This is a genomic window from Neorhizobium sp. P1_A6 (assembly GCF_056406795.1).
The window spans coordinates 1-19,343 of record NZ_JBFTZM010000008.1 but is presented as its reverse complement, the minus strand read 5'-3'; the positions used below and the strand labels follow the sequence as shown (position 1 = coordinate 19,343).

Here is a 19,343-nt window from a genome sequence, read left to right as displayed (position 1 = left end):
GATTCGAGCCGGCAATCAGTGCAATGACGAGACTATGACGTTCGAAGCTTGCTGGAGGCTGGCCAGTCTATTTGACCCGATCGAGGGCAAGCGTGATATCGATGAGCTCATAGATCGAGTCGTCCGCGGCTTCGCGATCTTCATGATCACGAGCGTCCTTCATGTTCTCTTCCAGGCGGTCTGCCTTGGTGCGCTCCTTGAGAACCTTCATTTCCTGGATCTGCTGAACGCCGGCAAGCTGGCGTTCCTTCGTCGTCAAGCGACCGAACCGTTCGGAATAATGCTGCGAGAACTGTCGATGGACCGGGTTCATCGAGCCGATCGCATCTATGACTTCCTCCATCGACTGATTGACCTCCGCGCGATAGCGGGTGGTGGCCGCAAGCTCGTGTTCGGCCATCGTCTCGAGATGCCGCTGGACCGCAACGAGACGCTTGAGCTTGTCCGACCGCTTGACTGGGCCTGCCATTGCCGCCTCCTAGAAGGACCTGAAGATCGGCGCGAACCCATCCGCATACTGGCGAATGAAGGCGGCGATCGACAGATAGAGAAGGAAAAGCCCGCCCATCAATATGAAGGGCGTCGAGATGAAGAAGATCGGGATCTGCGGCGCCATCTTGTTGATGAGGCCGATCGCCACGTTGAACATCAGGCCAAAGATCAGGAATGGGCTTGCAAGCCGCAGCATGATGACGGTCGACGCTCTCAGGGTATCCGTCAGGGTGATCAGTATCTTCTGCGGATCGATCACCGCACCGACCGGCGTTGCCGTGTAAGAATCGACCAGCGCGCGGAACACGATGTGATGGAAATCCATCATGAACAGGAGCAGCAGCCCGCTCAGCGTCAGCAGGATAGTCAGCGAGTTTTCCTGCGAGTCTTCGAAAACGTCGTGGCCGCCAGGCGCCGTGAAACCGATCGAGAGGGTCAGGACCGTGCCGGCAAACTGCATGCCGAGTGTATAAAGCCGGGCGATCAATCCATAAACGGTGCCGATCGCGGCTTCGGTGAAGATCAGGCCAAGATAGGTGGCCGTCGGTTCCGACGCTTTCGGGTAGATCTGATCCCAGAGAACCGGCAGCACGGCCATCGACAGGGCGACGGCCACAAACAACCGCACCTGCACCGGAACGCGACCGCTTCCCAGCCCCGGGAGAACCATCACGCACGTCCCCATACGGCAGAACGCAAGGAAAAGTGCGAGAATGGTCCCCTGCGGGTCGGTAATCATGCGAGAATCGTCCTTTGCGGACAGCCTATCACGAAATGGCGCCGAGTATTTTGATTTCGAGACCCTTGGCGAGTTCTACATGGGAAAGAACGGGCAGGGTCGCGAACAGCCGCTCGATGATCATGCGGACGTAGGAGCGCGTTTCCGGCGAGGTGACGAGCACGAAAGGCAGGCCGCGGTCCATGAATTCACGGATGACCTTGGTCGCCTGTTCGCTGAATTCTTCGAGCGTGCGCGGATCGATGTCGAATTCGACCACTTCGCCCTTGCCGTCCCGCTTCAGCGCCTGGTGGAACAGCATGTCCCATTTGTTGCCGAGACGGAGCACACGCAGCACGCCGTTGTCGGCCAGGTCGCCGCAGAGCTGCTGCGACATGCGCACGCGCACATGTTCGACGATCTGCTCCGTCTTGCGGACATGCGGAGCAAGCTCGGCTACCGCTTCCAGGATGAGATGCAGGTTGCGGATCGACACGCGCTCGGCAAGCAGGAGCTTCAGCACCGCCTGCAGGCCGGAATAGGACATATGCGACGAGCAGATTTCGTCGGCGAGCTTCTTGTACTCCGGATCGAGACGCTCGATCAGGATCTTGACGTCCTTATAGGACAGAAGCTGCGGAAGGTTGTTGCGGATGACTTCCGACAGGTGGGTCAGCACGACCGAGACGTTGTCGATCGGATGGAAACCCTCACGCTTCAAGTCTTCGGCAAAGGTTTCGAGGATCGACACCGCCGGCATGCCGAAGGCGGGTTCACGGATCTCGTCGCCCGGGATGCTCGGCTTGCGGCCGGAACCGGTCACCACGAGGACGTCGCCGACCCGCAGAGCGTTCGAAGCGATCGTCGTGCCATGGATGCGGATCTGGTAGGACTTTTCCTGGATCGAGATGTCGTCGGTAACCTTGATTTCCGGGACCACGAAACCGTATTGCGTCGCGAACTTCTTGCGCATCTTGCCGACACGGAAGGCAAGTTCCTGATGGGCACCAAGCAACCGGGTGGAGACCTGCTTGCCGAGAGCGAGCTCGATTTCGGAGGTCTTGAGGACCGACTTGACCGAGTCCTTTTCCGCTTCCTTGGTCTGGACGACCTTCTGCTCTTCGTCTTCGCGACGCGCCTTGTTCTCCGCCTCGATACGGCGCGGAACGAGCCAGGCGCCGAAACCCATCAGGCCGCCGAGTGTCATAAAGGGCAGGAACGGCAGCCCGGGGATGATCGCCAGAAGAGCCATCAGACCGGCCGACATCGAAAGCGCGCGCGGATAGCCGCTCAGCTGGTCGATGACGGCCTTGTCGGTGGAGCCGGCGGTGCCGCCGCGGGTGACCAGGAGGCCGGCGGCGAGCGAAACGATGAGAGCCGGGATCTGCGTGACGATACCGTCACCGACGGACAGCTTCACGAAGACATCGGCGGCTTCGCCGATCTGCATGCCGTGGCGGAAGTAACCGATGATGATGCCGCCGAAGATGTTGATGGCGGTGATGATGAGACCGGCGATCGCGTCGCCGCGGACGAATTTCGACGCACCGTCCATGGCTCCGAAGAATGAGCTTTCTTCTTCGAGCTCGGAGCGGCGGCGTTGTGCTTCCTTCTCGTCGATGATGCCGGCCGAGAGGTCCGCATCGATCGACATCTGTTTGCCGGGGATGGCATCGAGAGTGAAGCGGGCGCCGACTTCCGCGATACGGGTGGCACCCTTGGTGATGACGATGAAGTTCACCGTGACGAGGATCATGAAGACGATCACACCGATCACGAAGTCGCCGGACATGACGAGGCCCGCAAAGCCCTGGATCACGTTGCCGGCCGCACCATGGCCCTCGTTGCCGTGCGACAGGATCACGCGCGTCGTCGCGATGTTGAGCGACAACCGTATCATGGTGGCAATCAGCAGGATGGTCGGGAAGGACGAGAAGTCCAGCGGCCTCTGGATCCACAGCGCCACCATCAGGATCAACACCGAGAACGCGATCGAGAAGGCAAGGCCAAGGTCGATCAGAAACGGCGGGATCGGCAGGAAGAGGATACAGAGGATGGCGACGATGCCGCCCGCAAATCCGAGATCGCGACCGCTCGGGGCTACTTTCGGAATGGATAGTGAAGGTGGTTGCGCCATGACTTTCCCGTCTCTTCATGAGATGGCGGCAGGAAGTACTCCTGCCAGTTCATGTCCTGCCTAAAGGGCGAAGCTTGCGCGAAGGTGGGTAAGCGAAAAAGATCAGGCGGGCCACAACCGGGTCAGAACCCCGATTGCACCCGCGAAAATACCAGATGAGCAAAAAGATTGATCTGGCCGCCGATAAAAGGCGCAGTAATGCCGATCGTGATCATGATGGCGACGATTTTAGGCACGAACGTCAGCGTCATCTCCTGGATCTGCGTCAGAGCCTGGAGAAATGCAATAACGACACCCACGACCATCGCCACAAGGACCGCGGGACCGGAGGCGATCAGGATCGTCCAGATCGCCGCCTGCATGATATCAAGGGCATCGGCTTCATTCATTGCGCCGGCTCCGTCTGCTTTAAAGTTTCGGCGTCATGCCGAGGTATTCCCGATCTCAGCTACTCGCTGCGGGCTGATTCGAAAGAACGATCCCCGGCTGGATGAGAACCTTATCACCCTTCTCGGTGATCGCCACCAGACCGTCGGAATAGATTTCCACCTGTTTGATGACACCGGTGGTCTTGTCGTCGGCGCTGGTGATCGTCTTGCCGATCATGTCGGCAGCCTGCGAGAACGAGGACGCCTGGATCAGCGACTGCAGGTTCGAGTTCATCTTCACTGACTGCTCGACCTGCGAGAAGGTTGCGAGCTGGGAAATCTGCTGGCTCGCATCCATCGGATCGGTCGGATCCTGATACTTCATCTGCGCGATAAGCAGCTTCAGGAAGTTGTCGTAGTTCAGGCCCGCGGCCGACTTGTCGGACGATGCCGCCTTGCCGTCGCCGGCGGCGTAGGGGTTCTTGGTATTGATCGAGTCTACCGCCACGGTGCGATCTCCTTGCGAATCCGCTCGACTGTCGCCGGCGCGATTTCCCGATTGTTGAGGATACGGTCTTCGATGGAATAGAGCGCGCGGATCGCCTTCAGAGCGTCGAAGGCGCGACCCGATGCAACCATACCATCGATGCGCTTCAGTTCGGCCAGCATCTCATCATCGGTAAAGCAGGTCAGCAGCATGGCGACCGACTTGCGGAACAGCGCGTTCGACTGTTCCTTGCCATCCGGATTGATGAGCATCATCTGGGCGATGAAATAGAGCTGCCGAAGCGGCGTTGTCGCATCTTCCGGCTGAAGAACGTGGTTCTCCAGCAGGAACGTGACGTCGTTGAGAAATTCCAGCGCGACCTTGCGATCAACGCGCAGAACCGCGCCGTTGATGAATATCCGCTCGCCGGATTTCAAAGAGATGCGAAGCGTACTTTTCATTTAAGTCCATCCCTGATGATGGTGGTCACTTCAATAATGCCCTGGAAGTTGGTCGATTCACGGTTTCGGATCTTCTCGCATTCCTTCAGTATCCAGATTGCGATCGAGATCAGATCCGCTCGAAGTTCGTTGGCTAACTCGTTGTCCGGATGTTTCAGATCCTCGACGAAACGGATCCAGACACGCCGGGTATAGAACAACGCCTCAACCGTGGTGCGCGTATAGGCTTTCTCATCGCGCGCGGCGATCAGAAGCTCGATAGAGCGATCCAGGGCCTGCCGCTCGCGATCCTTGGCGTTGGCAACGCCGTCCTCCATGATCTCGGCATATGAAAATTGGTACATTCATGTATCCTTCGTCACGAGCCTTCCTTTATTCATCAAAGGAAGTTGGCCAGGCTCAGCTGCTGTATCTTTGCCGTTACTGTATAAGCGGTTTCGAGAAGCGTCTTCATCGTATTAAGACGGGTCGCGGCCTCCTCCGGATCGACGTTCTCCATCGATCCGAGACTGGTCGTCAGAATATCTTTCTGCGCCTGCAACCTTTCCTCAGCCTTGGAGACGCGTTCGGTATAGATACCGATCGACGTCCGCTGCTGGTTGATGCTGCCGTCGCTGTTCATCGCCTTGTTGATGAGGCTTGTGGTGCGAGTGGCGACCGCCGCGCGGGCATCCTTGTCCATCCCGGTCTGCAGGTATTCCATCGAGATGATCGACGCGAACGCAAAGTTGCGCATGCCCTGACTGTTGGCATTGGTCGAGCTTTCAACCACTTCGGTCGGGCTGATGCGGCTCTTCATATTTTCGTCGCTGGCATCCGAGAAGAAAGTCTTCCAGAAGTCCTGGCCGGCGACGGCCGCCGGATGGGGCGGGCTTGTCAACGGCGCGGAGCCGTCGAACTTGGCTTGCAGATTATCCAGAAAGCCGTCCATCTGGGCCTTCGTCATCTGCTCCTTGCTCGGAATCGCATTGGCGGAGAGATATTGCGTGAGCTCGGCGTCAACGGCGGCCTTGGCCGGCGATCCGGGCGCGAAATAGTCCTCCATCGGCTTCACGTCGGAATTGATGCCGGAGAAGATATACTCGCCCTGGACTGCGGTATTGGCGAAGTTCGTGAATGCATCGAGCGCGTCGGACATCGCCATGCGCGCCGTCGCAAGGCTCGTTTCGTCGGCCGAGCTTCCAAGCGTCAGGATCGCGCTCTGAATCTTCAAGCCCTGTTCGTTCATGCTCTTGAGCGAAAGCTCAGCGGTTTGGAGACGCTGCGTCGCGAGTGCTGCGGTCGTCAGGAGCGAGTCGGTGCGGCTGATGTCGCGGGAAAGATCGAGAGCGCGCGACGTATTGGCTCCGAGGGCGACGCCGAGATCGGCGTGTTTCTGGCTCACCGCCTCCTGGTTTGCCTTTACCATCTCGCGCTGAACGTTCGAGATGGAGTTTCGCATCGTGGTCTGGATCGACAATGTGGAAATGAAAGAGGTCTTCATGATCAGCTCGCAATATCCAAGAGGGCTTTCATCATATCGTCGACCGTCGACATGAGCTTGGCTCCCGCCTTGTAGGACTGCTCGATATCGAGAAGCAGCGACAGTTCTTCGTCGAGGCTGACGCCCGTATTGCTGGAAAATGCTTCAAGACTGCGCGACAGCATGGCCGTCTTCGTCTCGTCTGCGGCGGTCGCCGTGCTGCGAAGCTGCTCGAGCCAGCCCATGGAATCGGCCGCAAAAGAGAGGACGTCCGGCGCATCGGCGATTTCCGTGTCCGTATCGAAGGCCATCGGGCTGGTCAGGTTTTGGTTGTACTTGTCGAGGAGGTCCCCGTAACTGCTGCCACCCGTGTTTACGATATAGGTCGCGCCGTTGATGCCACCGTCGCGCACCTTGTCGGGCGTGCCTGCCGGGGGGACGACCACCGGATTGACGAAGATCTTGGAGGCGAGGCCCGGAACGATCGTGCCGGCAGCGGGAATGGCCGTCTGCTGGACGCCGGCGCCATCCTTGTATGTGAAGAGACCCGTCATCGGCGTCAAAGCGCCGGTCGGCCCGGTTTCCGCAAACGAGGTGATCAGACCGCGGGCGATTTCGTCGAGCTGGCTCTGGAAGGTCGGTGCGATCTTGTCGCGGATCTGCATATGGGCCTGAATGGAGCCCTTGGCGGTGGTGTTGCCCGAATCTCCGGGCTTGAGCGCCACGCCGTCGATATAAACACCGTTGCCGGAGGTCGATGCGTCGAAAGCGGCTGTCTGCTGGAATGTCACCTTGCGCGGTACCGCCTCGAACAGCGTCGTGCCGTCCGTGGTGTAGAGCACCATGTCGTTGCCGCCGCGCGTATAAGACGTGACGCCGACGATTTCCGAGATCTTCTTGACGAGGCCATCGCGCTCGTCGAGAGAGTCGTTCGGGTCGGCGCCGCTGGAGACCGCGTTCTTGACCTGGTTGTTGACGGTCTCGAATTTCGCAAGCAGCGCGTTCAGATCGATGACGTTCTGCTTGATCTGATCGTCCGCGTCCTTGCGGATCTGCTGAAGCTTGTCGGAAGCGATATTGAGGCCGGCCGCCACGTCCCGCGCGCTCGAAATGAAGGAGATGCCGATGCCGGTATCGTTCGCCTTTCCGGCGAAGGCATCGAGGTTGTTGCGGAATGCCGCGATGAGCTTGGCGGGGGAGAGCTCGTTGTCGTTCCCCCCCATCAGGTTCTTGATCTCCTGGAGGCCGTCCAGCACCGTCCGCTGGCCGCTTGCGATCGACGAGCTTGCGATCGTCTGGCGCAGGAGCGGCTCGTTCTGGGACCGTGTAATGTCGCCGATCATGGCCCCGTTGCCGCCGGTCACGACCATCGCGGATCGGCGGCTGTAATCGGGGTTTTGTGCATTAGCGATGTTCTTCGCCGATACCGCCGACTGAGTGCCGGAGTTGGTGAAGATCGATTGTGCCGTAGACAATGCTGATGCGAGCGACATTTTTTACTAACCTCTTGAGACTTATTCTCTCGATCGTCGGTCCGATTATCTCTTCAGATTGATCAGGACGTCCATCAGGTCCGAACCGGTCTGGAAGACCTTTGAATTCGCGGTGTAGACACGCTGCGATTCGATCATTTCAGTGAGCTCGCTGGCGATATCGACGTTGGAGCTTTCAAGCGCGCCGGAATAGACCTGGCCGAAGGCGCCGGATTGCGGGAAGCCGATGGTGACGACGCCCGAGTCATTGGTCGGCAGGAAGACGTTGCCGTTCTGCGGAAGTAGCTTGTCGATGCTCGGAACTGTTGCGAGCGCGACCTGGTAGATAGGGCGACGGCCACCATCCTGGTAGACCGCCGTGACCAGACCGTCGCCGCCGATTTCGACATCGGTGATCGGGCTCGGCGCATTGCCGTCAATGATACCCTTGCCCGGCGTGAAGGCGGCTGCGAACTGCGTCATTTCCGAAAGGTCGATCTTGATCGCCTGCGAGGGAGTTGCGCCGTCGGTCGGGTCGACGAAGGTGATGGACTTGTCGGAACCTGTCGGCGGAGGACCAGCGGAATAAGCGGCCGTCTGCAGCTTGTTCGTGTTCGGGTCGAACACGAGATTTGCCGTCTGCTTGACGAGGTTTGCAGCCGGAACCGCCACGTAGGGGAAACCGCCGTTGGTCGACTGATCCTGGCGATAGACCGACACTTCCCATGTATCGGGACCGGTACCGGTCTTGGTGTAGTAGAAGTCGTAGAGCACTTTGCTACCGGCATGGTCGTAGGCCGTCAGCGAGCTCTTGTTGGTGATGACACTGCCTGCGACGTTGTCGCTCGGACGAGTGCCGGCAGGCACAACGGCCGCTCCCTTGTCCAGGTTGGCAGGGAAGCTGCCCGTGCTGGACGGCGAAGAGACCATCCCGAAGTCGTTGATGTTGATTTCTTCGAGACCGTTGAAGCCGTTGACGACGGCTGCCGGCGGGTTCGAGCCGTAGGGATAACCCATCAGGTTGAAGCCGGCAGTGTTCTTGAGGAAGCCCGTCGCATCCTTCACGAAGGCACCGGCGCGGGTCAGGTAAGGAGTACCGTTCGGATCGCTGACGATGAAGAAGCCTTCGCCCTGGATGGCAAGATCGGTCGAGGAGGTGGTGTACTGGATGCCACCCTGGTCTGCGATGCTGTAGCGAACGTTGGTTTCGACACCGCCGGAAGAATACGAACCCTGAGTCGAGGGCAGGACCAGCGTTGAGAACGCCGTGGAAGAACGCTTGTAACCGACGGTGCTCGAATTCGCGATGTTATCGCCAACAGTACCGAGACGGTTTGCCTGAGCGTTCATGCCCGAGACGGCCGTTTTCATCGTGCCGAAAATACTCATAGGAAATCTCCTTTTTGTCTGATGGAGAGAGTAAGTGGCGGGCCTTGCGTGAAGCTGTCTGCTTACGGTTCCCGCCGAAAATATGCGGCAAGGCCCTTTTGGAAAATCAGCTCCAGTCGATGCAATAACCAAGGAAACGCTTGGAATCGACCGGATCGAAGCCGAGCTTCTTGCGCAGCTTCTTGCGCAGCTTGCTGATGTGGCTTTCGACGACGTTCTCTTCGACTTCTTCGTCGAAGATGCCGTAGATGGCGTTGAAGATCTGAGTCTTGGAAACGCGACGACCGCGGTTGGAGACCAGGTATTCGAGGATGCGGCGCTCGCGGCGCGGCAGGGCGAAGACATCGCCGTCAATTTCCGGATCGCGACCGTCGGAAAACACCCGGATCGAACCGATGTCGGTGAAATTCGAGATTGCCTTCAGCCGACGACGTATCGCCGCGGCACGCGCCAGGATCTCGCGAGGATGGATGGGCTTGCGCACCACGTCGTCCACGCCGCTGTCGAAGAAGGCAAGGGTCGCCTCCAGGGAGGGCTGATCGCTGACTGCGATCACCGGTGCCATGGACCGGTCCCGGATAGCCCGCGGCAGTTCGAGCGTCCGCTCGCCCTGACCGATCAGGAAGGCTTCGACCGCGGCGATGTCCGAATCAGCCGCCGTGCTTACCCATTCGCCGAATTCTTTTGGATCGAACCCCTGGGACGGAATTCCTTCGCGTCCAAAAAGAGATGTGTATCCGTCTTTCACGAGCTCACGCTCATCAACCACTACGATCATTCGTCCGCCTCCGAATCACTTGTGGTGCTCCAATATGTCTATGGGTACGAATCGGCGGAATCCGAGACAAGCTGTGTGAAGTTAACCAAACAAATTAATAGTTGATTAATAACTGCACCGCGATTTGCACTAGATGTAGTGGGTGTATCGATTTTGAACACAAGTTTCCGGTGGAAAAATTAACGCATCGTAAAAGAAGGCTTGCATGGCCATTTTTGCCATAAATGCAAACCGCTGCAATTTTGCGATTCTTTATTTTAACGATTCAACTACAGATTGCTTAGCTGGCGCAGAACCGGGAAGCGTTGGAGGTCCACTCTCCGTAGCCTGTGGCGACGAGATTGCTGATCACCCGGCAGACATATTGCTTCTGAGCGGGATTGTTATTCGGTCCGGCGTGGTATCGCGCCACCGCCATCGTCCAAGTTTCGTGTTTGTCGTGCAGGTTCCGGAGGAACTTTGCCGCGTATTCAACATTGCGTTTCGGGTCGAACATCTCTTCCGGGGACGAAAAATTTTCGCCGTGGAAGTAGTGGTTGATCTGCATGCAGCCGATGTCGATGAGCTTCATGCCCTGCCGCTTGGCGTCGTAAAAGGTCGTCATCGCCGCCTGCTGCGAGGGTGGAAAAAAGGCCTTTCCCTCGACATTCATGGCATAGGCGCTGAGGCTGCCCTTGCGGCCGGTCTCGGTTAGACCGACCGAATAGAGAATACCTTCCGGTACGCCGTATTTTGCCGCAGCTGCCTGTATTTCCCGTTCGCAGACGCCGGAATTGACGGGCGAACCTGTGGCCGGCGCGCTGCTAGCCGGCGTTCTGACGGGCGCGCGGCGCGTGATGGCAGCTCGGCTCGGAGGTGGCGCGGGCGCAGCTGCGCCCTGCTGCGTTCCCCAACCTCCAGAACTGAAGAGCGACCCGGCGTCGACGTCAAAGGTAGAGCTGACCAGGACGAGCGCCGCCAGGAGCGGTCCCCGCCACATTGTCCGATGCCGCGTCATTTGCATTCCTCGTCCCCTGATCGGCGGCCTGGCGCTCCCCATTCTGCTGCTGGCCACGACCGGCAGCCTGGCCTTGGCGCCCACCTTCGGCCATGGCCTGCTGGCCCGTCTGGCCGGGTTGCCCCTGCTGGCTGCTGGCACCGTCGGAATCTGCCGTCGGCGCGATGCTGATGGTCACCTGATCGACGGCAAAGCCCTGCGCACGCAGCGCATCGAGAATACCGCCGCTGTCCTCGCTGAGCTGTCTGTAGGCCGCCCGCGTCTCGACGGTGAGATGAACATTCAGCTCCTCGCCGTGAAGCCGCAGCATGGCCGTCACCGCGCCGAGATCGTGCGGGTTCATCTGCAGCTTCAGCGTGTTGACGACAGTACCGGTGCTGCTTTGCGCAGCGGCATTCGAAAGAGCCGAACTCGGGCTCATGGCGCCGGCCCATTCCGGGTCACCCGACAACATCGCCGTGAGATTGGCGCCGTTCGAATTCGCTGCGAGCCCGAGGAACCGGCGCGCGTCGAGCACGGTAACGTTTTCCGCGACCCCGTTCGACGGCACTCTGGGCTCCATGGCGCCGCGTTCGCCTCGACCACCGACAGTCATATCGACATGCTGGTCGCCACGTGCATTGCTGAAACGGAAGACACGGGTGCCGGGAGCGCTCGTGTCGGTATCCACCGGTGTCGAAAGCGGATCACCGTCCGCCTCACTCCGCACGCCGGCGTGCTTGGGATCCTTGACGGCAAGAGCATCGCCTTCGTGCCCGCTGCCGTCCTGACCTTTTGCTCGCTTGTTCGGCTGCTGCCCGGACGCATTCTTCGATATCATCGCGCTGATCTCGCCGACGCTCGTTTCGCCGCTCGTCAAAAGCGAGAGCATGTCGGTGATCTTGGCATCGTCTGCGACCAGCATGGAGAGGTCGAGATCTTCGCTGCCGTCCGTCTCCGTCGCCGCAGCCTTTTCGGATCTGGCGGCGCGCTTGCCCTGAACCTCGTCCGACTTCCGCGCGACGGCTTTCGCGGCCTCCAGGGCCTCGCGAAGCTTTTTCTCGGCAGGGGTCACCTGCTTTTCCTTGTGCTCGTTCGCCGCGGCCTGCTTCAGAGCGCCTGCGGTTTCTTCCGTCTCCTCGATCGGGCGACGGAGTGATTCCGGTTTGATGTCGATGATCGGCTTTGGCTTGCCATGCTTCACATCGCCGGCCATGTGCTCTTCCGCAGAAGACGCGCGAGCGCCCTCCTCCGGTACGTCCTTATTGTTCGGAGATGCATCGCGGTCAAAACCGGAAAGAGCGTCGGAGAACCCAGAGGAACCATCGGCGCCTTTGCGACCGGCAACACCCTGCTTCGTGGACGAAGCCGCATCGGCCGCGCCAGTCTTACCACCACCAAGAATGTCTGTAATCATTTGGAAGCGTTCTCCTCCTTCAGCATTGCGTCGATAGCACTCAATTTCGAACGACCGCTATCGACGAATGTCTGGAAGGCCGGATCGAATTTGGCAGCGGTGCCGGCCATCGGACGTTCCGTGGCGGAGGCAGGCCCAGCGATCTCATTCCTGGGCAACGCGACTGGAGATTTCGCGTCTTCTGTATTAGTCAGTTTGATAGCTTTATCTTGTGCGAGGCTGTCGGCGACGGGCCGGCTAACGACCTGCTCTGCCACTGTTTTTGCCGCCTGCCTCAATGCGCGGTCACGCGGCGAAAGAGTTTCCTCGGGAACGTCGGCTATCGCCTGGATGGCCTGCCCGATGTCCTTGGTAGGAATATTGGCAAATCCGCCGTAAAGCTTCGCGAGCGCCTCGGGCGTCGGACTTTTGGCGAGTGTTTCGGCCTTTGCGGAGGCGAGGCGCGCAAGATCGTTCTTGCCGGCGATTGCCGCCGAGCGAGCGATGCGCAGGAAAATCTCGCGCCGCCGGTCGGCGTCCATGAATTCCACCGCTCCGTCGATATCGTCCTGCGTGATCTCACCGAAGTGGCCGACGACCAGCTGCACGAAGAAATCGGCGAATTGGCTGGCATAGGGCGAATGGATGAAACGCCGCGCGTATTTGCGTGAATAGGAGAGCGCCTGGGCCACCATGTTGGCATCGACGGTGATCGCGACCGATCGGCGCAAAGCGGCTTCCTCGATGATCGTGCCCGGCGCGGTCAAGCGCGCCCAGTCATAAAAGACCAAAGCGCCCTTCGGATCCTTGGCGACCATCACGTTTCCGCTGACGAGCGAAAGGTAGGGGCCGATCTTCTCGTCGCGATATTCCTTGGCCATTTCGCTCAGACTTTTTTCGATCAGCGTCCCGCGGCCGCCGAGATACTTTCTCAGCCCATCGGCGACACGATTGTCGAAATTGCCTGCAACGTCGCGCGAGGCGAGATATTCGAGCGTCGCGGGATTGCCGCCGCTCATGGCATAGACCAACGCAGCGTCGACATTGCGCGGATCCTCGAAGACCGACGGGTCGGCAGTCCGCAGGCGCTGATCGATCGTTTCCAGCATGAAGCGTTGCATTTCGGCGGCCGAATGGTCGCCGAGCACAACGGAATCCTGCACGAACTGCAGGGACCTGAGCATTGCATAGGGCGCAAGGTCCGCACGATCCTGAGCCGATGCCGCAGGCGCGAGCGCAACCCCGAGCACGAGGCCAGCCGCAACTAAGGACTTTATGCCCACAGCCATCACTATCCCTCGTCCGACCCGATCAGGATTTCGATACGCCGATTGCCAGCGGCGAGCGGATCCGCCGGGACCTGCAGGCGCCTGTCGGCGAAGCCGGAAACCTGCTTGATACGATCCTCCGCCAGGCCGCCATGTACCAGCATGTAATAGGCGCTGTGAGCGCGGGACATGGAAAGACGCCAGTTGTCGTTCTCGGTGCCCTTGAACTGACGGCCGTCGGTGTGTCCGCGCAGGACGATACTGCCCTTGCGGTCCTTGAGGATCTGGCCGATCTTCTCCATTGCCAGCACCATTTCGCGACGCGGTACGGCCGAACCGATATTAAACATCGGATCGTCGGTCTGGTCCGAAATCGAGACGAGCAGACCGCCTTCCGCAGGCGTTACGACGAGACCTTCCGCCAGCTTGCCGGCAATGCCGGAAATCTGCTGCTGGATTTCCTTCTTCAGCTCGTCGGCAGCCTTCAGCTCGGCCACTTGTTCCGCCTTCGCGCCATCCTCCGGCTTCTGGCCCTTGAGATTGGCCGGTTTCACGGCCTCGGCACCCGACGGCGTCTGGGGCTTGTCCAGCTGGGTCGGATCCGGGCGCGGAGTCGGGATGGCGACAGCCATCTGGGTCTGTTGCAGCTGTGTCTTGGCTTCCGTGGACTGCGGGGCCTGCTGATATTGCGGAGCCTGCCCCATCTGGGCCAACGGATCGTCGCTCGCCGTGGTCTTGACGGCTTTTTCAGGTCCGTCGGCGCGGGTCACCTGCATTTGTTTGGTCCAAAAGTCCGGATCGAACGGATCGCGATAGGCCTGACCGCCGTCGGCACCGGTCGCGGGGCCCGAGTCACTGGCGCCGCCCTCGCCCTTGGCGCTGACATTGGCCTGCTGGCCAACCTGCTGGGCAATTTCGGCAAGAACGGAATAGGGATTTTCGAAGAAATCCGCTTCGGAATAATTGGGTTCGTCGCCGGACGTCGAGGTCATGTCCTCGCCGGTCGCTGCCGCGGAGCCCTGAACGTCACCCTCCGCCTTGACCTTCGACTTCTCGCCCTTCTCCTGACCCTCGGCCGCATCGACCGGCTTTTCCAATCCCTTCGAGGCCGGGGTCTCGTCGGAAAGCTTGATCGGGTTGAAATAGCTCGCCATCGAGGCCTTCGTCTCCTCGTTGGCGGCGTTGACCAGCCACATGACGAGGAAAAACGCCATCATCGCAGTCATGAAGTCGGCATAGGCGATCTTCCAGGCGCCACCATGGACGCCTTCGTCGTGTGCGCCGCCATGTCGCTTGACGATGACGACCTCGTTCTTGCCGTGGTGATGGTTTTCGCCTTCGCTCATCCCAATACCTTCTTCAGACCCGCCAACCACGCAGACATGCGGGTCACAAGGGCGGTTTCGCCGATGTCGACCGCAATATCGAGGTCAGGCGCTTCGATATGGCGCAGGAGTTGGGTGGGCGCTCCAAGCGCAGTTTTCAGTTTTTCGAACAGATGCACCGGACCGCGAACCGTCAATGTGCCGACGTCGCCCTCGAGCATGGCGCCGCGGATGATGTCGGCCATGTCGGAGATCGCCTTGGCGACCAGCGCTTCGTCGAGGAGGGGCGACAGGATCCGTGCCGTCTGGTCGCTGACGGCCTGCGCCGTCAGCCCGGCAATGTCCTGAAGGCCCATCGAGATCGTCGCAGCCACTTCGGTCTCATATTTTTCGTGCAGCGCTGCGATTTCCTGCGCATGTGCGGCCAAAAGCCCTTGCCGCTCTTCGTCAAAACGCTGCTGAAGTTCCTCCGACGCTGCCTCGTGACCCTTCGCATAAGCCTCGGTGCGCTCGGCTTCAATATCGATTGGTTCTTCGACCATGGCGGGAAATGCCAGATCGTCTTCAAGACCATCGCCGAAACCATCGGCCGACAGGGATAAAGGCAGGGTCTGCGGCTCGCTGAAATCCTTCAGATAGCGGGCGATCGAAGCACTCATCGTGAGCCCCCCCGCCCTGCCGTCGCCTTTCGTGCGGGGCTCGTCATGAGCCTCCCGAAAGCGCAAATCGTCACCGCTGCAATCATCGTATCATCCCGACAAGGTTGCCATTCATCTGTCCTCGGCGACACAAGACACTTCGCCGGACTTTAACGGAACGGTAGGAAGTTAAACTTGCGCGAGGATGAAGATGCCGTATCGCCTCGAACCTCGCGGACAGGTCCGGCCGAGTATTATCGGGCGACGGAGTGACCGGCGCCGCTCAATCTTACCCCTGCCGGAACAACTGCAGGATGTTTTCGGCGTTGCTGTTGGCGATCTGAAGCGACTGAATGCCGAGTTGCTGCTGGGTCTGGAGCGCCTTCAGACGAGTCGACTCTTCGTTCATGTCCGCATCGACCAATCGGCCGACACCCTTGTCGATCACGTCCGTCAGCGAGGCCACAAAGCTCTCCTGCAGATCGATGCGCTTCTGGATCGAACCAAGGCTCGAAGCAGCACTGGTCATGGCCAAAAGCTGTTTGTCGAGGAAACGCTCCATCATATCGAGCACGGCATCCGTGTTCGGCGCCGAGCCAGGGACCATCGTGTTCATCTTCACCACGAGATCATTCAGCTTGTTGATGTCGAGATTGGTGACGGACATCCCAAGTTTTCGATTGTTGAGATTGTTCGCGGCAGTGACGACGAAGTAATATTTTGTGGTGCCGTCATCATGCGCCGGCGTCGTTACCGCGGGCGCCGTCGCCGGATCGGTCGTCGTCACCTGCGCCCATTTGCCTTCGGCGACCTTCAGATAGAAATTACCGCCGACGGCATAGATGCTCGTATCGATTGTATTCGTGTCGGCACCGAGTGCCGTCAGCTGGCTTTCCGTCAGGAACGAGACGGCGTAGGATGCGTTGGTCGCGCCCATCGTGCCGTTGCTTGTGGCAATATCGACGGGCGTCTCGCTCTCGGCAACGAACTTGACGGACGAATCGAGAATCCCAAGATTGCCTCCGTTGAGGTCGAAAAGAACGGTCTTGGAATCGAGCGTATAATCGACGGTCTTGACCGCGACATCGCCGGAAGCGGTGCGGGTGAACGACGCGACGACCTGTTTGATGACCGGCCGTTCCTGGGCGTTGGTACCGCCGTCGCTGATATAATCCTGAAGCCAGTTCTCGCCGGAGAAGGTCGCTGAGTCCGAGATGCTCTTCAGCTGTTCCTGGAGCTGGGCGATTTCTTCCTGGATCTTGCCGCGATTGGCGCCGACGCCATAGGCAGCAACGATCTTGGACTTGATTTCGACGACGGTGTCGATCGCACTTTCCATCGCCGTGTAGGCCGTATCGACCTTGGCGGCCCCGAGACCAAGCGCGTCCTGGATCGTCGAAAGCGCGTGATTGTCCGACCGCATCGTCGTTGCGATCGACCAATAGGCGGCATTGTCGGCTGCCGTCTGGACACGCATGCCCGAGGAAACCCGCGCCTGGGTCACTTCCATACTGCGGTCGATCGAGCGCAGCGTCTGCAGGGCAGCCATAGCGGCGGGATTGGTCAGGATACTGGTCATAGGCCGTGCCTCGGTCAAATATTCTGGAAATCCGGGGTATTTTCACCGGAAACGACGAGAGGCATCATGCGTACCGCCACTCAGCATCACAGAATGCGGGCGGTCTGTCGTTCTTAACAAATCGTTAAGTCGACAGTTAGCAAAGGCAATTGTGGATTGGCAAGATGTTAATGAAGTCTTAACGGCGGTATCCGACAACCGTGCAGGTTTCGCGCAAGCCACGCGCCAAAATGCGGAAAAACCGCGTCCCTTTCGAGACGCGGTCTTCTTTTCCGGAATATTTGCTGCCACGTCAGAGCGGGACGAACCGCTCCTAGCCTAGAGCGCCGCTTACTGACGGAACAGCGACAGAATATTCTCGGAACTGGAGTTGGCGATCGAAAGCGACTGGATCGCCAGCTGCTGCTGGGTCTGCAGTGCCTTGAGCTTGGTCGACTCTTCGCTCATGTCCGCATCCACCAATCGGCCGATACCCTTGTCGATGGAGTCGGTCAGCTTGGAGACGAAGTCGGACTGCATATCAATACGCTTGGAGATCGACCCGAGTTTTGCGGTAGCGCTGATAAGCGCTTCGAGCTGGCCGTCGACGAAGGAGTTGAGGGCCCCCATGAGGTCCGCGTCGGTGGCCTTGGTCCCCATGCCGAGGTAACTGACACCGTTGGAATTGCGGTAATCGTCCAGCTTGGTGATATTCAGTTCGGAGATCGAAACGTTGGCGGCGTATTTGATACCGCCCGTTGCGGTCGCACCGGCCGAGTAGTCGTAGCCCTTGGTGGTGTAGATGGCATCGATATAGGCGCCACCGATCTTGATGAGGTAGGTGCCGCTGGAACCCGAGGTATAGACGCCGTTGGTATCGCCCTTCATGTAGACGCCGCCGCCAACATCCTTCCAGATCGCGTCCGTTGCGTATATCGCGGCTGTATTGATCTTGCCGAAGTATTCCTTGTGATTGGTCGTGCCGTCGTCGTAGTTGATCGAGCGGAAGCCGCTGTAGGAATTGCCGTCGAGCAGACCGGCATGGCCGCCGCTCAAGTCGAACAGAACATTCGTTTCGTTCAGGACGACATCCACCGATTTGACCGCAACATTGCCGTCCGGATCACGGATGAACGAGCTGACAACCTGCTTGACGACCGGGTTGGCCGCATAAATGAGGCCTGTAGTGGCGTTCGTGGCGCCACCGACTTCTGCCTGCAGCCAGTTTTCACCGGAGAACGAGGCGGAGGATGTGATGCTTTTCAGCTGATCCTGGAGCTGCGAGATTTCTGCCTGGATCTTCGACTTGTCGACGCCTGCTTCAGAGGCGGTAACGAGCTTGTTCTTGATTTCCTTGACGACGTCGACAACGCTTTCCATTGCGGAATAGGCTGTATCGACCTTGGCTGCGCCGAGACCGAGTGCATCCTGCACAGCGGAAAGCGCACCGTTGTCGGAACGCATGGTGGTCGCGATCGACCAGTAGGCAGCGTTGTCGGACGCGGTACCGACGCGCAGGCCGGAGGAAACCCGGCTCTGGGTGGTCTGCATCTGACCATCGAGATTGCGCAGAGTCTGGAGTGCAGCCATGGCTGCGACATTGGTAAGAATGCTGGTCATTTGATTGCCCCTTGATTGGCTAGATGGAAGGGACATTTCCGGGATCACACCGGTGAACGTTGGCTTGGCCTGATGCCTGTTAACCTCTTCTTCGTCTTGGTTAACCCATCGTTTCGATGAGCTCAGTTAAGGTGGAAATGGTTAACAAAGGTTAAACGGTATTTACGAAAGTTAACAAAAACTACCGGGGCATAAAAAAAGCCGCGCCTGGGAAGGGCGCGGCTCCTTGATGCGATATCTGCGCGTCTTACTGACGGAAGAGCGACAGGATGTTCTGCGAGTCGGAGTTGGCGATCGAAAGCGACTGGATCGCCAGCTGCTGCTGGGTCTGCAGTGCCTTGAGCCTGGTCGACTCTTCGTTCATGTCGGCATCCACCAGTCGCCCGACGCCCTTGTCGATCGAGTCCGTCAGCTTCGAGACGAAGTCCGTCTGCATCTCGAGGCGTTTCGATACCGCACCGAGCTTGGCCGCCGCACTCGCCATGGATTCCAGCTGACCATCGACGAACGAGGTCAGTGCGGCCATGAGGTCTTCATCACTGGCCTTTGTGCCGAGACCGAGGTAGCTCGCCCCGTTGGAGTCGCGATAGTCCTTGAGCTTGGTGATGTCGAGGTCGGAAACCGAGACGTCAGAAGAGTACTTGATGCCGGCTGTTGCAGTCGCACCGGCCGAGAAGTCGTAACCCTTGGTGGTGTAGACGGCATCGATGTAAGCGCCGCCGACCTTCATCAGGTAAGTACCGTTGGAACCCGACGAATAGACGCCGTTGGTATCTACCATGTCTCTAATACACATCT

The 19,343-nt window shown here is 59.2% G+C and carries 19 protein-coding genes; all 19 read right to left on the bottom strand.

The features are described from left to right. Positions 1–67: 67 nt before the first annotated feature. The gene (locus AC1D3C_RS17070; protein ID WP_038539812.1) at positions 68–469 is read right to left on the bottom strand and encodes a hypothetical protein; all 402 of its coding nucleotides are present in this window, start codon (positions 467–469) and stop codon (positions 68–70) included. 9 nt (positions 470–478) lie between these two features. Continuing rightward, on the bottom strand, positions 479–1,231 hold the full coding sequence (fliR, locus tag AC1D3C_RS17065) for a flagellar biosynthetic protein FliR (protein ID WP_038539809.1): 753 nt from the start codon (positions 1,229–1,231) through the stop codon (positions 479–481). A gap of 28 nt (positions 1,232–1,259) precedes the next feature. Then, positions 1,260–3,347 (bottom strand): flagellar biosynthesis protein FlhA, encoded by a 2,088-nt coding sequence (gene flhA / locus AC1D3C_RS17060; protein ID WP_038539807.1) that lies wholly within the window; start codon positions 3,345–3,347, stop codon positions 1,260–1,262. A gap of 122 nt (positions 3,348–3,469) precedes the next feature. Next, the gene (gene fliQ, locus AC1D3C_RS17055; RefSeq protein WP_038539804.1) at positions 3,470–3,736 is read right to left on the bottom strand and encodes a flagellar biosynthesis protein FliQ; all 267 of its coding nucleotides are present in this window, start codon (positions 3,734–3,736) and stop codon (positions 3,470–3,472) included. Positions 3,737–3,791: 55 nt separating this feature from the next. After that, positions 3,792–4,223 carry a flagellar hook assembly protein FlgD gene (flgD, locus tag AC1D3C_RS17050; protein WP_038539801.1) on the bottom strand — a complete coding sequence of 144 codons (432 nt, stop codon included), beginning with the start codon at positions 4,221–4,223 and terminating at the stop codon, positions 3,792–3,794. Continuing rightward, a complete protein-coding gene (gene flbT, locus AC1D3C_RS17045) occupies positions 4,214–4,663 on the bottom strand; it encodes a flagellar biosynthesis repressor FlbT (RefSeq protein WP_038539798.1) in 450 nt (149 codons plus the stop codon). Before flbT ends, flgD begins: the two co-directional genes overlap by 10 nt. Next, positions 4,660–5,007 (bottom strand): flagellar biosynthesis regulator FlaF, encoded by a 348-nt coding sequence (flaF, locus tag AC1D3C_RS17040; protein ID WP_038539795.1) that lies wholly within the window; start codon positions 5,005–5,007, stop codon positions 4,660–4,662. Before flaF ends, flbT begins: the two co-directional genes overlap by 4 nt. A 35-nt stretch (positions 5,008–5,042) precedes the next feature. Further along, positions 5,043–6,146 carry a flagellar hook-associated family protein gene (locus AC1D3C_RS17035; protein WP_477483717.1) on the bottom strand — a complete coding sequence of 368 codons (1,104 nt, stop codon included), beginning with the start codon at positions 6,144–6,146 and terminating at the stop codon, positions 5,043–5,045. Positions 6,147–6,148: 2 nt separating this feature from the next. Further along, entirely contained in the window at positions 6,149–7,618 is a 1,470-nt protein-coding gene (flgK, locus tag AC1D3C_RS17030; RefSeq protein ID WP_477483716.1) for a flagellar hook-associated protein FlgK, read from the bottom strand. A gap of 45 nt (positions 7,619–7,663) precedes the next feature. Beyond that, on the bottom strand, positions 7,664–8,986 hold the full coding sequence (locus tag AC1D3C_RS17025) for a flagellar hook protein FlgE (protein ID WP_038539787.1): 1,323 nt from the start codon (positions 8,984–8,986) through the stop codon (positions 7,664–7,666). A gap of 106 nt (positions 8,987–9,092) precedes the next feature. Beyond that, positions 9,093–9,764, bottom strand: a complete 672-nt coding sequence (gene rem, locus AC1D3C_RS17020) for a transcriptional activator Rem (RefSeq protein ID WP_038539784.1) — start codon at positions 9,762–9,764, stop codon at positions 9,093–9,095. Between the two features lie 280 nt (positions 9,765–10,044). Next, entirely contained in the window at positions 10,045–10,602 is a 558-nt protein-coding gene (locus tag AC1D3C_RS17015) for a transglycosylase SLT domain-containing protein (RefSeq protein WP_477483868.1), read from the bottom strand. A gap of 88 nt (positions 10,603–10,690) precedes the next feature. Further along, positions 10,691–12,157 (bottom strand): flagellar hook-length control protein FliK, encoded by a 1,467-nt coding sequence (fliK, locus tag AC1D3C_RS17010; protein ID WP_477483715.1) that lies wholly within the window; start codon positions 12,155–12,157, stop codon positions 10,691–10,693. Next, entirely contained in the window at positions 12,154–13,425 is a 1,272-nt protein-coding gene (motC, locus tag AC1D3C_RS17005) for a chemotaxis protein MotC (protein WP_477483714.1), read from the bottom strand. Before motC ends, fliK begins: the two co-directional genes overlap by 4 nt. 2 nt (positions 13,426–13,427) lie before the next feature. Next, entirely contained in the window at positions 13,428–14,750 is a 1,323-nt protein-coding gene (locus AC1D3C_RS17000) for a MotB family protein (protein ID WP_038539781.1), read from the bottom strand. Then, the gene (locus AC1D3C_RS16995; protein WP_477483713.1) at positions 14,747–15,388 is read right to left on the bottom strand and encodes a hypothetical protein; all 642 of its coding nucleotides are present in this window, start codon (positions 15,386–15,388) and stop codon (positions 14,747–14,749) included. Before AC1D3C_RS16995 ends, AC1D3C_RS17000 begins: the two co-directional genes overlap by 4 nt. Positions 15,389–15,656: 268 nt before the next feature. After that, positions 15,657–16,946: a flagellin N-terminal helical domain-containing protein gene (locus AC1D3C_RS16990; RefSeq protein ID WP_038539774.1), complete on the bottom strand. Its 1,290-nt coding sequence runs from the start codon at positions 16,944–16,946 to the stop codon at positions 15,657–15,659. A gap of 330 nt (positions 16,947–17,276) precedes the next feature. Beyond that, complete coding sequence (locus AC1D3C_RS16985; protein ID WP_038539771.1) at positions 17,277–18,545, bottom strand: flagellin N-terminal helical domain-containing protein; 1,269 nt, start codon at positions 18,543–18,545, stop codon at positions 17,277–17,279. 247 nt (positions 18,546–18,792) lie between these two features. Then, positions 18,793–19,343 (bottom strand): flagellin (locus tag AC1D3C_RS16980; RefSeq protein WP_477483712.1); only part of this gene is annotated, 551 nt, incomplete at its 5' end.